Genomic DNA, 13,904 nt, shown 5'->3' with positions numbered 1-13,904 from the left:
CTTCGCGTTGCCGTGTGGTTGTCTACATGCCCGATTTTTTGTCCAGGTGTCATGTGTGGTGTCATCACATGGCGAACGACCTCCGGGTTTCGAATTTCTTGAGTGCTGCCTTTCCTGATGAATACACCCCCGAATGCACATGCCGGTAGCTGGCTTGGCGTCGTCGCTTTGGCCTTGGCGGCCTTTATCTTCAATACCACCGAGTTCGTGCCGATTGGCCTGTTGAGCAACATCGGCGTCAGCTTTGACATGACTCCTGCGCAAGTGGGGCTGATGCTCACCATCTACGCATGGGTGGTGTCACTCATGTCGCTGCCGATGATGCTGATCACGCGCAATATCGAGCGCCGCAAGCTGCTGATCTGCGTGTTTGCCGTGTTCGTGGTCAGCCATGTGGTCTCGGCCATGTCCACCAGCTTCACGCTGTTGCTGATCAGTCGGGTGGGCATTGCCTTTGCCCACGCCATATTCTGGTCAGTGACCGCCTCGCTGGCGGTGCGTATCGCGCCACCGGGCAAGCAGGTGCAGGCACTGGGCCTGCTGGCGACCGGCACGTCGCTGGCCATGGTCCTGGGCATTCCCCTTGGACGCCTTCTCGGCGAGGCGCTGGGCTGGCGCACCACCTTCCTGACCATCGCCGCGGTTGCCGCGGTCGTCGTGGTATTGCTCACGCGGGCGCTGCCGCTGCTGCCGAGCCAGAACTCGGGGTCGCTGCAAAGCCTGCCGATGCTGTTCAAGCGTTCGCGGCTGATGGCGGTCTACCTGCTGACCGCGACCGTGGTCACGGCGCATTTCACTGCCTACAGCTATATCGAGCCGTTCACCCAGCAAGTCGCGTTGCTGAGTGGCGACATGACCACCGTTCTGTTGCTGGTATTCGGCGGGGCAGGGGTGTTGGGTTCGGTGCTGTTCAGCCTGTTCAGCAGCCGCTTTCCCAATGGGATGCTGATCGGCGCCATTCTGATGATCTCGTGGTGCTTGCTGCTGCTGTTGCCGCTGTCCGGTCATGAGACGGCGCTCATCACGATCACCGTGATCTGGGGCGTGGCAGTCATGTGCTTCGGGCTGTTGCTGCAGGCCAGAGTGCTATCGCTGGCGCCGGATGCGACCGACGTGGCCATGGCGCTGTTCTCGGGCATCTTCAATATCGGGATCGGCGGCGGCGCCTTGCTCGGCAGCGTGGTCAGCAGCCAGCTGGGCGTGGCGAATGTGGGCGTCGTAGGGGGCTTGCTGGCGGTGGCGGGGCTGGCACTGTGTTGCGTCAGTACCTGGCATTTCGGCAAGACGCCCACCGTTGCAGAGCTGGAGCAGGAAGCGAAGTCCTGATCGAGCGGTCAGACACCGACCGGACGCGCAGTCCGGTCGGTATCGGTTGAATCAGGCCTTGAGGCGACCGATCCATTCCAGCGACGTTCTCCAGATACAAATCCCCAGAAAGTACGCCGACATTGTCAACCACAAGCCCATGACCACCGGACCGTTGTGCGGATGGTTGGTGATCAGCAGCGCACTGCTCAACAGCCAGACCGTGGTGACGGCAATGTTGATCGGCATGAAGCGTCGCACGCGGAACGGGTGTAGGAACTTCATGCGGGTCAGGGTCAGCAGCGCCAGGGCGATGATGGTGATGAACGTCAGCCAGGGCGCCGGGGACAGAATGTACAGACATAGCGCCACCACGTTCCAGGCCGCGGGAAAGCCCTGGAAGTAGTTGTCCTTGCTTTTCATGTCGACGTTGCAGAAGCAGAACAGCGAAGACACCAGGATCACCGAAACGCTCAGCAACAGCGTGTAGTCCGGTACCGGAATGTAGCGGTAGATGAACAGCGCCGGTATGAAAACGTAGGTCAGGTAGTCGATCACCAGGTCCAGTACCGAACCGTCGAAATGCGGCAGTACCGAGGTGGTGTTGACCTTGCGTGCCAGCGAGCCATCCACGCCGTCGACGATCAGGGCCGCGCCCAGCCACAGCAGGCAGGCCTTGGGTTCGTTGTTGAACAGGGCAATGGTTGCCAGGAACGCAAGGACTACGCCGGTGGCGGTAAAGCCATGTGCACCCCATGCGTTGAGTCTGGCTATGCGTTGATTGGATATCACGGGGCGCTCTCCAGGAACTAATGCTTGTCAGGGTTTGCCGTAAACCTGACCGGTAACCACTATCGACCCGGTAACCGGCTATAAGGTTCAGCGATGACTATCGCTGGTTTCCTGCTCATTTTCCACGAAACTGCGCTGGTTGTCGGCCCGCTCGTCCTTGTATTCGTCAGGTTCGACGAAACAGGTGGGCGGCGTGCCGTTGGCGTTGAGTTGATTGATCAGCTCCGGCTGGCCGTTTTCGTTGAAGAAAACCTGACCGATACCCGCTGAATTCCACAAGCGTTCACCGGCCTTGCTGTGTTCCGGCGTGCGCGGAATAACTTTCATCAGGCGGCGTTTGGTGAACCAGTTGAGAGGCGAGCGCGGTGAATACAGCCAGCGATTGAGCCGGTCGAAGGTGTCGAGCAGGCGCCGTGGAAACTCGTTCTTGATACCGCTGCTGGTGATCTGCCAGATTCGTGGGCCGCCGCTGCGTTGACGAATCTGGATTTCGTAGACGAACGAATAATGCACGTCACCGGAAAGGATCACGTAATTGCCCGGCGTGCGCGAGTGACGAAAAATGTTCAGGATCACCTGGGCTGCGCCGCGATGGGCCATCCAGTTCTCGGCGTCCACCAGCAACGGAAAACCGCACCAGCTGAATACTTTCTGAATGGCTTCGATCAACTTGACGCCAAACACCGGTGCCGGCGAAACGATGATCGCCGATTTGTGATCGAGCAGTTCCTGTTGCAGCTCGCTGAGCGCTTCCCAGTCCAGCAGGCCGGAAGGATGGTTGAAATTCGATTCGCTGCGCCAGCGCCGGGTCCGGGTATCGAGCACCACCAGCGCAGGGCTGGTCGGCAATACGTAATGCCATTGCTGGAAACCGAGCAACCGGTCGATCAACGCGTCCTGGGCCGCAGCAGGCCAGTATGGTTGGGCACCGTCGGCCGTTGCGCTCAGTGCCAGCGCCTCTTGAAGCAGATCGCCAAACACGTCGGGATTGTTGCCCCAGCCCTGGCACAGCAAATACGCGATCAGCGCGTTGCCCAGGATGCGCTTGGAAAACGGATGGTTGTAAGCAGTCTCTTCCCAGTTGGCAGAGAGGTTCCAGTCGTCGGTGATGTCGTGATCGTCGAAGATCATCAGGCACGGCAAGTGCGCCATGGCTCGCGCCACGCCGCCGAGGCCGTTGCGGAACTCGTCGATCCGCGTCTGCTCAGCGGCCCAGCGTTCCTGTTCCTTGGCATCGAGCGGCGGCACGGTTGGCGCGATCAACGTCCACGGCGTGGGCGACCAGACCAACAGATACATGGCCATGACTTCGGCCAGTGTCACCAGGTGATTGTCGGCGGTGGCGCTGGTGAAGACCGGCTTCCGGGCGCCGCCGAAGAAACGCTCACGCAGGGTATCGTTGCTTTTCAAGGCCGGTAGCAGGTCGGCGCGCTGGTAATAGCTGGCCGGGTGCCGATACAGCTCGTCGCTGTCATCGACCACCGCGCCTTCCAGCTTTTCACCGAACAGACCAAGACGTTCGATCAGCGCGTGAATGGCGCGCAGCATCGGCCCGGCGACATCGTCGGCATAGATCTGGTCGCCGCTCATCATCAACAGCGCCGGTCGATCCAGTGGGGCCGGTCGTTGCGCGAGCAAGCGATCGACGCACAGCAGCCCTTCGGCAGAACTGTGGTGAGGCTTGCGACATGAACCATGCAGCAACTGGTCGATGCGGCTACGCACCACAAAGTTGGGCTGTGAGGCGTTGCCATACAGCAGGTGCGGCGCCCATTCGCCTATACCGCCGGGCTCCCCGTCGATCTGCAGGTCGTAGTCGATCTGGGTGTCATCGGGCAACTCGGCGTCGAGCGTCACGTCGATCAGGTGCACAAAAGCCTGCTGGCCGACGGCGATGACCTGGCATCGATCGGCATTGAGCGCGTAGTCCTGGAATGCCGACTCACCAGCGACCCGAAGCTGCAAGGTCAGGGTCAGCTTTCGTGAGCCCACCAGCCAGAGCACCAGACGGCCTGATTCCTGACGGCGCAATATCGGGCCGGCGAGGACTGCGGGAAGCGTGCAAGGCTGATCAAGGGTGGCGGCGGGTATCACGGCTCTGAGGCTCTGGGTGGCGAAGGACCGCGAATACTAGCGCAAACCCTGTGAAAAATTCCTCATCAATGCTGGCACCGAGGTTATGCCAGTAGTGCGTTTGCATTGATTTGATGAATGAAAGTTCGCTTGCGGAGGCGGTTCACGCCAGGGTGGGAAAATTGTTACCGAATGTCCGATGAACGACCTGCAGCCGCCGGCCGCCGTGCCGATAGCGGGTATGACGCCAACCTACGGGGCGCATCCTCTTTCGCAAGTCTTCAGCCGATCGGCTGTTTCATAGGTAATCAGATGAACTGGTTCTACAACGCCAAGCTTTCGACCAAGCTTTTTATTGCATTCGCACTGTGTGCGCTCATCACGCTTGCAGTCGGCGTGATAGGCGGCCGAGGCGTTGAGGCGATTTCCTTGAACCTGAAGGAAGTCTTTTCCAATAACCTGGTTTCGATCTCCAAAACCAGTGCAACCAAAGGCAATTTCACTTCGCAGAACCGTGATCTCTATCGTTACCTGTCTGCTGCGGCAGCGGACGCACCGCAGACGACTAGGGATGAAATCCTTTCGAGCATGCGCGAAAACCGCGCCAGCGCCGAACAAGCCTACGCGCAATACCGCGCTCTTCCGCTTGATGATGATGAGCGAGCCGCCGGTGATCGTATGGACCGCGCCTGGCCGGCTTATCAGGCGTTGCTCGACCGGATCGTGGCCAGGATCGACGCAAATGATCTGCCCGGCGCGCGAGTGCTGGTCGGCAGTGAACTGCAGCAGGCGTACCGCCAGGTGATGGATGACCTCAACGTGATGGTGAAGTCCAACAACCGTCAGGCGGAGGAAGGTGCATTGGAAGCCGCCAAAACCGAATCCAGCGCCCGTCTCAACCTGTATATCGGCGTAGGCGTGGCATTCCTGGCGGCGCTCATTTTGGGCATGTTCATCAGCCGCACCATCAGCCGTCCGATTGCCGAGGCTGTCGTCAGCGCTCAGCGCGTCGCCAGCGGCGACCTGACTCAGGCCATCGTCAGCACCCGTCGTGACGAAGCCGGCCAGTTGCTCTCTGCGCTGGGCGACATGCAGACCAACCTCAAGAACACTATCCAGCAGATCGCCAGCGCTGCCGACCAGCTCGCTTCGGCGGCCGAAGAACTCAATGCCGTTACTGAAGAAAGCAGCCGTGGCTTGAATCGCCAGAACGACGAAATCCAGCAGGCCGCGACTGCCGTTACGGAAATGACGGCAGCGGTGGAAGAAGTGGCACGCAACGCCTTGTCCACCTCTGAAGCGTCCAGGCTGACGAGCACCGATGCGGCCACCGGTCGTGATCAGGCCCGTGAGGCGGTCAAGGCAATCAACACCGTCAGCGCCGAAATCAGCTCGTCGACCTCGATGGTCGAGGAGCTGGCTGGTCAGGTTCGCGATATCGGCCAAGTCTTGGATGTGATTCGCGGCATCGCCGAGCAGACCAACCTGCTGGCGCTCAACGCCGCCATCGAAGCGGCCCGCGCGGGTGAGCAAGGTCGTGGTTTTGCCGTGGTAGCCGACGAAGTTCGCGCCCTGGCGGCCCGCACTCAGGCCTCGACCGGGGAAATCGAAGCGATGATCGGCTCGGTTCAGAGCAGCGCGGACAAGGCCGTTCAGGCCATGGGCAACAGCCGCAACCTGGCCAGCAACACTCAGTCGCTGGCACAGGCTACCGGCCAGTCGCTGGAGCGCATCGCCCAGAGCATCGCGGAAATCAACGACCGCAACATGCTCATCGCCACCGCATCCGAAGAACAATCCCATGTGGCCCGCGAGGTGGACCGCAACCTGATCAACATCCAGGACTTGTCGACCCAGACCGCCGCCGGCGCGCACCAGACCAGCGCTTCCAGCCAGGAGCTGTCGCGTCTGGCCGTATCGTTCAACAGCCTGGTGGGCACGTTCAAGATTTGATGGCGCCGGCCTCTTCGCGAACAAGCGGAGCGCCGCCCGGTCCGCTCCTACGGATTGAAATACACAGCAATTCCTGTAAGCCAGCTTGCTGGCGATTGGGCCGGAGCAGACCACAGAAACAACAAAGCCCGCATGCGCGGGCTTTGTCGTTTCTTACCAGGCTGAATCCGGAACGGTTACTGCTCGTTGCTCGATTCCAGCTTCTTCTCCACTTTGGAATGCCCTTTCTCCAGCACGGAGCGGATTTCCTTCACTTGCTTCTCGGACACGGCTGGTGCCTGGTTCGACCAGCCTTGACGCAGGAAGGACGCCAGTTCTGCGATCTCGGTGTCGTTCATGCGCTGGGCGAAGCCAGGCATCGGCAGGATCGATGGCGAGCGTTCGGTGGACGGCGTTTGCGCGCCGGCAAGGATCACGTGGATCAACGCTGTCGGGTTCTCGGCATTGATCACCGAAGCACCGTCCAGACGTGGGAAGACCCGTGACGCACCTTCACCGGCCACGAAGTGGCAGGCACCGCAGTTGTCCAGATACAGCCGCTCACCCAGAGTCAGATCTTTGGCCGCGGTCAACTTGCGAGTCGTGGCCTCACTGCGCTGGGCGTCATGCTGGTAAACCCCTTCACCGCCGGCGGCCAGGGATTTCAGGTAGGCGGCCATCGCGTGCAGATCCTCGTCGGACATGTGCGAGGTGCTGTTGGCAACCACATCGGTCATCTCACCAGCAACCGAAGCGTGGTTGTTACGGCCCGAACCCAGGTAGTCGACGATCTCGTCCTGAGTCCAGTGCTTCACACCGCGCAGCGCAGGCACCGACCAGTCGTTGAGCACCGCGCCGGTCAGGTAGTCGGAAGATTTCTCGTCCAGCCCCTTTTCCTGCATGGTCAGCGCACGCGGCGTGTGGCACGAACCACAGTGGCCCAGGCCTTGAACCAGATAGGCACCGCGAGCGAGCTGCGTGTCGGCTTCGGACTTGGCCGCGGCCAGTGGCACGGCAACCGACTCCGGCGATGGCGAGAACAGCGTGCGCCAGTAAGCCAGCGGCCAGCGGATCGACAGCGGCCACGGAATATCGTTGGCCTTGTTCGCCTGCTTGACCGGCTCTACGCCTTTCATGAAGTACGCGTACAGCGCTTGCGTATCTTCATCGGTAACCCTGGCGTAGGACGGGAATGGCATCGCCGGGTACAGCGCGCTGCCGTCATGCCCTATGCCACGGCGGACCGCGCGTTCGAAGTCGCCATAAGTCCAGCCACCGATGCCGCTGTCCTTGTCCGGCGTGATGTTCGTAGCGTAGATCGTGCCGATGGGCGACTCGATGCCGTGGCCGCCGGCGAACGGCTTGCCGTCGTGCGCTGTGTGGCAAGCCACGCAGTCACCGGCACGCGCCAGGTACTGGCCTTTGCTGATCAGTTCAGGCGTGATCTCTTGACTCATCTGCGCGCTGGCGTCACCCGAGCGGTTGAGGAACGTGCTGAGCAGCCAGGCCAGCAGGGCAATCACCACCGCAGCGGCGATCAGCACCAGCAGCAAAGAGCGGGATTTGGATTTCATGGTCTCGCTCCTTATGCCTGAACCAGCGGGCCAGGGTTCTTCAGGTACTGTTCTTTGATGGCCTGGGCCGAGAACAGCGTCAGTGCGCCGATCAGCGCGGTCGGGTTGGCCTGGAAGTTCTGCGGGAAGGCGTTGCCACCCGGCACGAAGACGTTATGCACGTCCCAGCTCTGCAGGTAGCGGTTCAGCGCGCTGGTCTTGGGCGAGTCACCCATTACTGCGCCGCCGACGTTGTGGGTCGACACGTACTTGGTGATATCCCAATGCGAATCCATGCCCAGGAAGCTCTCGCTGTAGCTGTCCGGCTCCAGTTCCTTGGTGATATCCAGCACGATCTTGCGCAGGTACTGCTGAAGTTTCAGCTCGTTCTGTTTCCAGTCGAAGGTGATGCGCAGCAACGGCAGACCCCAAGGGTCTTTGTAGGTCGGGTCCAGGTCCACATAGTGGCCGCGATACGACATGCAACCGGTGGAGATGCTGATCTTCATCGAATGGCCGTACCAGTCCTGCATGCCTTCCTTCCAGCCCTGGCCCCATGCCGGCGTGCCGCTTGGCAGGGAAGTGCCGATCGGCGTACCGGTGGCTTGCGAGCTGTGGATCTTGGCGCCGCCGATGAAACCCAGTTTCGGACCGTCGAAATTGCCCGGCGAAACGTCGTTGAACATCTGGCCTGTGGCACCGGCGGTGGCGAACGGGTTGAATTCCTTGTCCTTGAAGAACAGGGTCGAGCCGCCGTTGCTGAGGAACGCGTAGTTGCGGCCCACCGTGCCGGTTTCAGTGATCGGGTCGTAAGGTTTGCCGATGCCCGACAGCAGCATCAGGCGCACGTTGACGAACTGGAAGCCGGCCAGAACCACGATACCGGCCGGCTGGAATACCAGATTGCCGTCCTGGTCGGCGTAGGTCACGCCGCGGGCAGTCTTGCCATCCGGATGCAGCTCGACCTTCAGCACGTTGGCGTTGCACTTGTAGTCGAAGTTCTTCATGCGCTTGAGCGAATCCAGCACCGCAGTCTGCGGCGAGGCTTTGGAGTAGTTCAGGCACGGATACTTGCTGCAATAGCCGCAGTAGTTGCACGGTGCGATCTGATTGCCGTACGGGTTGGTCCACGCACGGGACACGTTGGCCGACGGGTTCGGGAACGGGTGGTAACCCAGCTTGCGCGCAGCGTCGGCAAACATCTTGTTGTTGAGCGTGTCTTCCAGCGCGGGCAGCGGGAATGGGTTGGAGCGCCGACCTTCGAACGGGTCGCCGCCTTCGATGATCTTGCCGTTCAGGTTGCCGGTGTTGCCGGACAGGCCGCAGATCTTGTCGAACTTGTCGAGGTACGGTTCGATCTCGTCCCAGGTGAATGGGTAGTCACCGATGCGCATGTCTTCCTGCAGAATGCCCGGCTTGTAAGCCTGGTCTGCATAGGTCTTGAGCTTGATGTCGGTTTCGGTCGGACGAATCAGCACGCCGGTCCAGTGCAGGCCCGAACCGCCAACGCCGGTGCCGGGAACAAAGGCGCCCCATTTGCGGGTCGGCAAGGCAACGTCGTTCAGGCCGTGGCGAACGGTCAGCGCGCCATCCTTGGGCGTGACCATGATCTTGTTGCGCACGCCGTAGGCGTATTGGTCGGCCGGCTTGGGGTAGGTGAAATCCGAGTTGTTGCGATCTTCACCGCGCTCCAGGGCGCGTACCTTCAAACCTGCCTGGGCCAGCTCGATGCTCATCAGAGAGCCGGCCCAACCCAGGCCGACTACGACGACGTCGACTTCGTCATTGGTAATAGTTGCCATAAAAAACCTTTGCTGAATGCTTGGCGAATGGAGGATCAGCCGCGTTGACCGCTGAGACTGACCGGCCCGAGTGGGTACTTGACGTTGTGTTGCGCCACCCATTCCAGGTAACTGGCGCGAGCACCCGGGAAGCCGATGGCAATCCACGCCTTCATGCCCTTGTTGCCGCCGTAGATCGGGTCAGACAAGTAGCCCTGCTGCGCGTGGGCCAGCAGTTCGTTGAAGAACAGCTTCGACTTGAGCACGTCTTCGCCATACGCCTTGAAGTTGATTTCGCCGGCCGCCAGTTTCTTCATGACGTCGTTCTGCAGTGCGGCATCGAGCAATGCAAAGCGGGCGCTGTGCTTCTCGACGCACCAGGCATCGACGACCTTGATGCCGTTGCGGTAGATCTGCTGCGGCGTGTAGGGAATCTGGTAGCCCATGTCGGGCGATGCATCGATCTGGAATGGGCCGTCGAGATAGATGTCGCTGCCCAGGTCGCTCGCCAGCTGCTGGTCGACGAACACCGGGACGTTGGTTTCCAGCGCGCCAGGGCCGCGGCCGCCGGCGGGGATGAAGCGGTCATTGGCCGCCTTGATGAACGTCCATTCTTCCGGTGTGAAAAAGGTCGGTCGGTATTCGTCCAGGCTTGGTGCCACCATCTCGGCCGCCGACGCTGCGCTCAGACCCTTGATGGTCACGCCCAGCGCAGGCAGGGCAATCAGCGAGGAAAGCAGAAACTTCCTTCGTGACGTAGGTTTATTCAACAACATTTGAGGCCCCTATGACTGCTCACAAGAAAAACCCCGGGGCGAGGCAAGAAGCCTGAAATGCTGTGCAACCTTGAGCGAACGTAAATAGCAGGCAGCCGAATGCACCCTTGCTTGAGGGGCGTGCGCGGCGGCTTGTCAGGTTCTGGATCGATTCAACGAAAGCGGATGGCTGAGTTTTCCACCCGGCTCTTGGCTCGGCCGCATGAGACGAGGTCGCAGGCGTTCACCTGGGATCGTTTGGGCGACGGGCGCAATCCGGAACAGGGCTGGCAGGCCTCGAGGGCTGCTCTAATTGTGATCGTTTGCAAAGGGGCGGCTGCATGAACTGCATTCATTCAGCACAGCATTGAGGTGCGATACTCGGGTATCGTCTGCTCATCACGGGGCTTTGATGCTAACAGCTTTGGAAATTGTGCGACAAATTATTTCTTTGTTACTGTCAACGCGCCCGGTTGTCGCAGCCCCGGAATAGAGCGGTGGACGCCGACGCGAAGCGCGTCGGCGACGCTCGAATGAGGGGTTATGGACTCGAATGGTCATCTGTCCGCGCAAGACCGGTCAGGGCTTCATCGACGATGGCCTTGGCCATGCCCGTGAGGTAGTGCGCTGCCCAGGCGGCATGTGCACCTGTTTCCCCCATCGCCACATCCAGGGCCAGTTCGTTTGCACAGCCGATCAGATTGGCGGCGTGGGCCAGCGCTTGTTCAGTGGGGATGTTCGGATTCGGGCGTAATGGGAGTTGCTGAGCATCGCAGCAACTGAAGGGGATCGTGATGTTGCGCGTATCGAGAGTGTTTTCCATGAGGTAAGGCTCCTTCTTTGGGAAACCGCCACCGTCTGCCACCCAGCAGTATAGAGCAGCGCCGTGCGCAGGGTTTTCTGGGTTTGATGAAGGAGTGGCGAGGGCACTAAGAAGAGCAGGGCGACGACGAGCCTCATGATCGAGATTTTCCAAACGCCGGAAACAAGAAAGCCCGCACGAGGCGGGCTTCTTGTGTGCCGGAAGATGCTGGGCATCTCCTGGCAGGTACTTGGTGGCTACACAGGGACTTGAACCCCGGACCCCAGCATTATGAATGCTATGCTCTAACCAACTGAGCTATGTAGCCAAGTGGCGCGCATTATTCGCGGGAAACGCATATGTGTCAAGCGTTGATCTGAAAAATATTTGCGTGTGATCAATCGGTTAGCACCCCTCGCCATTTTTGTGGGGCGAGTCTGTTTCCTCCAGTGACGATCTCGGCTTCGGTTACGCGCCCAGACCTCACTTCCGTGTGTCTCAAGTGTGAAGAGTTCGTGGGTGGCCCCTGCTGCGGCGGTGCCTTGACGCCAGCATCCAGGGTATTTGCAGCGGCGTCAGCGCTACGGGTCCGGTTCTTGCTTTGCTGTCTGTAGTACATGGCATTTTGCCGGTAGCCATTCAGGACATCACGACATCCGCGCAGCCTGGCCGCACGCGCGGGTGCTCAGGGGAGTAGCAGGACATGAACAGTCTTTTGTCGCCAGGCATGCGCCTGATGGGGCATTTTGGGTTTGCTCGCAAGTTTCAAGTCTTGTTCTTGCTGTTCATGCTGCCGTTGCTGGGCAGCATCTGGGTAATCGCCCAGGACTATCGCACCAAGCTTTCGGTGATATCGGGCGAACAGTCGGGTACGCGGCAACTGCGGGCGCTGGACGATCTCGATGTGCAGCTCTCGGCTCAACGTGACCGGGCGGCGCGCTGGAAGGCTGCGGATATCCTTCGCGAACCGACCCCTGAGGCGCGTGCTGCGATGGAGGGCGTGGATGCCGCAAGCCCCAAAATCGTGCAGGCACTGGCCAACGTCGGCACCGTCTTGGCGCAGGAAGGCGCGAGCGCGGACACCATGACCCGTTACAAGGCAGTGCAGGCGGCGGTTGGCGGCATGGACACCGCGGCGCTGCGCACCGTGGGCTGGTGGCCGGATGGCTACGATCGTTTCACCACCGCGCTAAGTACAGTCCAGGCGCTGCGCGAGCAGATCGGCATGGACAGCGGCCTGATGCTGGATCCTTGGTTGGAAACCTATCTGCTGATGCAGCTTTCTACCCAGCAGATTCCTGATCTGGTGGAGCGCGTCGGGCGCATGGCGAGTATCGGCCAGACGTCAGTGGCCTCCGGGCAGTTCAGTCTGCAGAGTCGGCTGCAGATGCGCGACCTGCGCAGCCGCATCGATGACGCCAAGGATCAGATGCACAAGGCTGGTGCGCTGTTGATGTCCAGGCTTCCGCCGGAACTGGCTTCCTGGGCAGACCGATATAAAGCGGCCTCTGCAATGCTGGATGCCGAACTCAAGATTCTTGATGAGGGTGTCTTCGGCGGCACGATCAAGCTCAAGTCGGCGGAGTTCGAGCGCAGTATCGATGCCGTCCTTGGTGGCATGGCCGACCTGCGCAGGCAGTCGCTGGCGTCGCTCAACGAACGGCTTGAGTTCCACCGTGACAGCGCCACCATGACGTTCATTCCCCTGGCCATTGTCTTCGGCATTCTGGTGCTGGCCGCGATGTACCTGTTTGCCTGTCTTCAGGCGTCGATCCGCCGCAGTGCCAGTGGCATCACCACCCTGGCCGAATCCCTGCGCGATGGGAACCTGTGCGTCGAGGTCTCCGTACAGGGGCGCGATGAACTGGCTTCCATCAGCAAGGCGCTCAACGTGGCCGTGATCCAGCTACGCACCAGCCTGTTGGGCGTGAATCAGGAAACCCTGCGGGTAGGCGAGGCGGTGACCACCCTCAATGCCCAGTCCAGCGGCACGCTCAATGAAGTGGAAGAGCAGCAACAGCAAATCAGCCAGATCGCCGCGGCGGCGACGCAATTGGCGGCCACTTCGCAAGGCGTGGCGCGAAGCTGCGAACAGGCGTCCGACAGCGCCCGCCAGACTCGACAGATCGCTGAAGAAAGCAGCCGCGACAGTCAGCGGACCACCGACAGCATCCAGCAGCTCAACCAGCGTTTGACCGACACTGCCGCGGCACTGGGGCGGGTCAGCGAACAGGGCCAGCAGATCCAATTCGTGGTCGATGCGATCCGCGGCATCGCCGAGCAGACCAACCTGCTGGCGCTCAACGCCGCCATCGAGGCCGCGCGTGCCGGAGAACAGGGCCGGGGCTTCGCCGTGGTCGCCGATGAGGTCCGGAGTCTTTCGCAGCGCACCCAGGCTTCCACGGCACAAATCGCCGGCACAGTAGACAGCCTGCGTTCCACCGTGACCCAGGCCGTCAACCTGATGGAAGCCGCCTGCGGCCAAGCCATCACCGATGCCCAGTCAGTGACCGGCCTGGGCGTGCGCCTTGGCGAGATCGCCTCGGCGGTGCAAGGCGTGACCGATACCCTCACGCAAATCTCCACCGCAGTCGAAGAGCAGGCATATACCGCAGACGAAGTCAGCAGCAATATCCAGCAAGTCGACCAGGCGGCCGGTCGCTTGCTCGAAGGTGCGCGGGCAGTGAATCGGGCGGCGGATACCCTGAACCAGGGGAGCAGGGCGCTGAATGACAATACGGCGCGGTTTCGGTTGGGGTGAGGTATCGGAATCCCTGGGCAAGCGCAGCAGTCTTCTTGAAAGACCGTTCTACCTGTTTGCATGGAGGGCTGAGATCTAGCCTAAAATCAAAAAGTTCATTTTATTTTGTAGGAAAAGGCTATTTTTCATATTGGTGACGAGTGTGTCTTC

General features: G+C 60.7%; 9 protein-coding genes and 1 tRNA gene. 3 read left to right on the top strand and 7 right to left on the bottom strand.

Features of this window, described 5'->3' with window-relative positions; translation table 11 throughout:
• The first annotated feature begins 114 nt into the window (after positions 1-114).
• Positions 115-1,326, top strand: coding sequence for a sugar transporter (locus tag EGJ27_RS10720; RefSeq protein WP_125830732.1), 1,212 nt, complete (start codon positions 115-117; stop codon positions 1,324-1,326).
• Positions 1,327-1,377: 51 nt separating this feature from the next.
• On the opposite strand, the gene pcsA is transcribed toward EGJ27_RS10720, so the two are convergent.
• On the bottom strand, positions 1,378-2,097 hold the full coding sequence (gene pcsA / locus EGJ27_RS10715; protein ID WP_125830692.1) for a phosphatidylcholine synthase: 720 nt from the start codon (positions 2,095-2,097) through the stop codon (positions 1,378-1,380).
• Between the two features lie 87 nt (positions 2,098-2,184).
• Entirely contained in the window at positions 2,185-4,188 is a 2,004-nt protein-coding gene (locus EGJ27_RS10710) for an alkaline phosphatase D family protein (protein WP_125830731.1), read from the bottom strand.
• Between the two features lie 294 nt (positions 4,189-4,482).
• Between EGJ27_RS10710 and EGJ27_RS10705 the strand changes: the two genes are divergently transcribed.
• Positions 4,483-6,123: a methyl-accepting chemotaxis protein gene (locus EGJ27_RS10705; protein WP_125830691.1), complete on the top strand. Its 1,641-nt coding sequence runs from the start codon at positions 4,483-4,485 to the stop codon at positions 6,121-6,123.
• A gap of 176 nt (positions 6,124-6,299) precedes the next feature.
• Here the strand turns inward: EGJ27_RS10705 and EGJ27_RS10700 are convergent, their stop codons facing one another.
• The 5 genes from EGJ27_RS10700 to EGJ27_RS10680 form a co-directional block, all read right to left on the bottom strand.
• Entirely contained in the window at positions 6,300-7,676 is a 1,377-nt protein-coding gene (locus tag EGJ27_RS10700) for a cytochrome c (protein WP_125830690.1), read from the bottom strand.
• A gap of 11 nt (positions 7,677-7,687) precedes the next feature.
• Positions 7,688-9,457 carry a GMC family oxidoreductase gene (locus EGJ27_RS10695; RefSeq protein ID WP_125830689.1) on the bottom strand — a complete coding sequence of 590 codons (1,770 nt, stop codon included), beginning with the start codon at positions 9,455-9,457 and terminating at the stop codon, positions 7,688-7,690.
• Positions 9,458-9,492: 35 nt separating this feature from the next.
• Positions 9,493-10,212, bottom strand: a complete 720-nt coding sequence (locus tag EGJ27_RS10690) for a gluconate 2-dehydrogenase subunit 3 family protein (RefSeq protein WP_125830688.1) — start codon at positions 10,210-10,212, stop codon at positions 9,493-9,495.
• Positions 10,213-10,732: 520 nt separating this feature from the next.
• The gene (locus tag EGJ27_RS10685) at positions 10,733-11,014 is read right to left on the bottom strand and encodes a DUF3077 domain-containing protein (RefSeq protein WP_125830687.1); all 282 of its coding nucleotides are present in this window, start codon (positions 11,012-11,014) and stop codon (positions 10,733-10,735) included.
• Between the two features lie 230 nt (positions 11,015-11,244).
• Positions 11,245-11,321 (bottom strand) — tRNA-Met (locus tag EGJ27_RS10680).
• Positions 11,322-11,696: 375 nt separating this feature from the next.
• On the opposite strand from EGJ27_RS10680, the gene EGJ27_RS10675 reads away from it, so the two are divergent.
• On the top strand, positions 11,697-13,754 hold the full coding sequence (locus tag EGJ27_RS10675) for a methyl-accepting chemotaxis protein (protein WP_125830686.1): 2,058 nt from the start codon (positions 11,697-11,699) through the stop codon (positions 13,752-13,754).
• The last annotated feature ends 150 nt before the right edge of the window (positions 13,755-13,904 follow it).

The organism is Pseudomonas sp. v388 (genome assembly GCF_003935425.1).
Lineage (GTDB): Bacteria > Pseudomonadota > Gammaproteobacteria > Pseudomonadales > Pseudomonadaceae > Aquipseudomonas.
The sequence above is the reverse complement of the archived record's forward strand: the minus strand, read 5'-3'. Positions and strand labels throughout refer to the sequence as shown.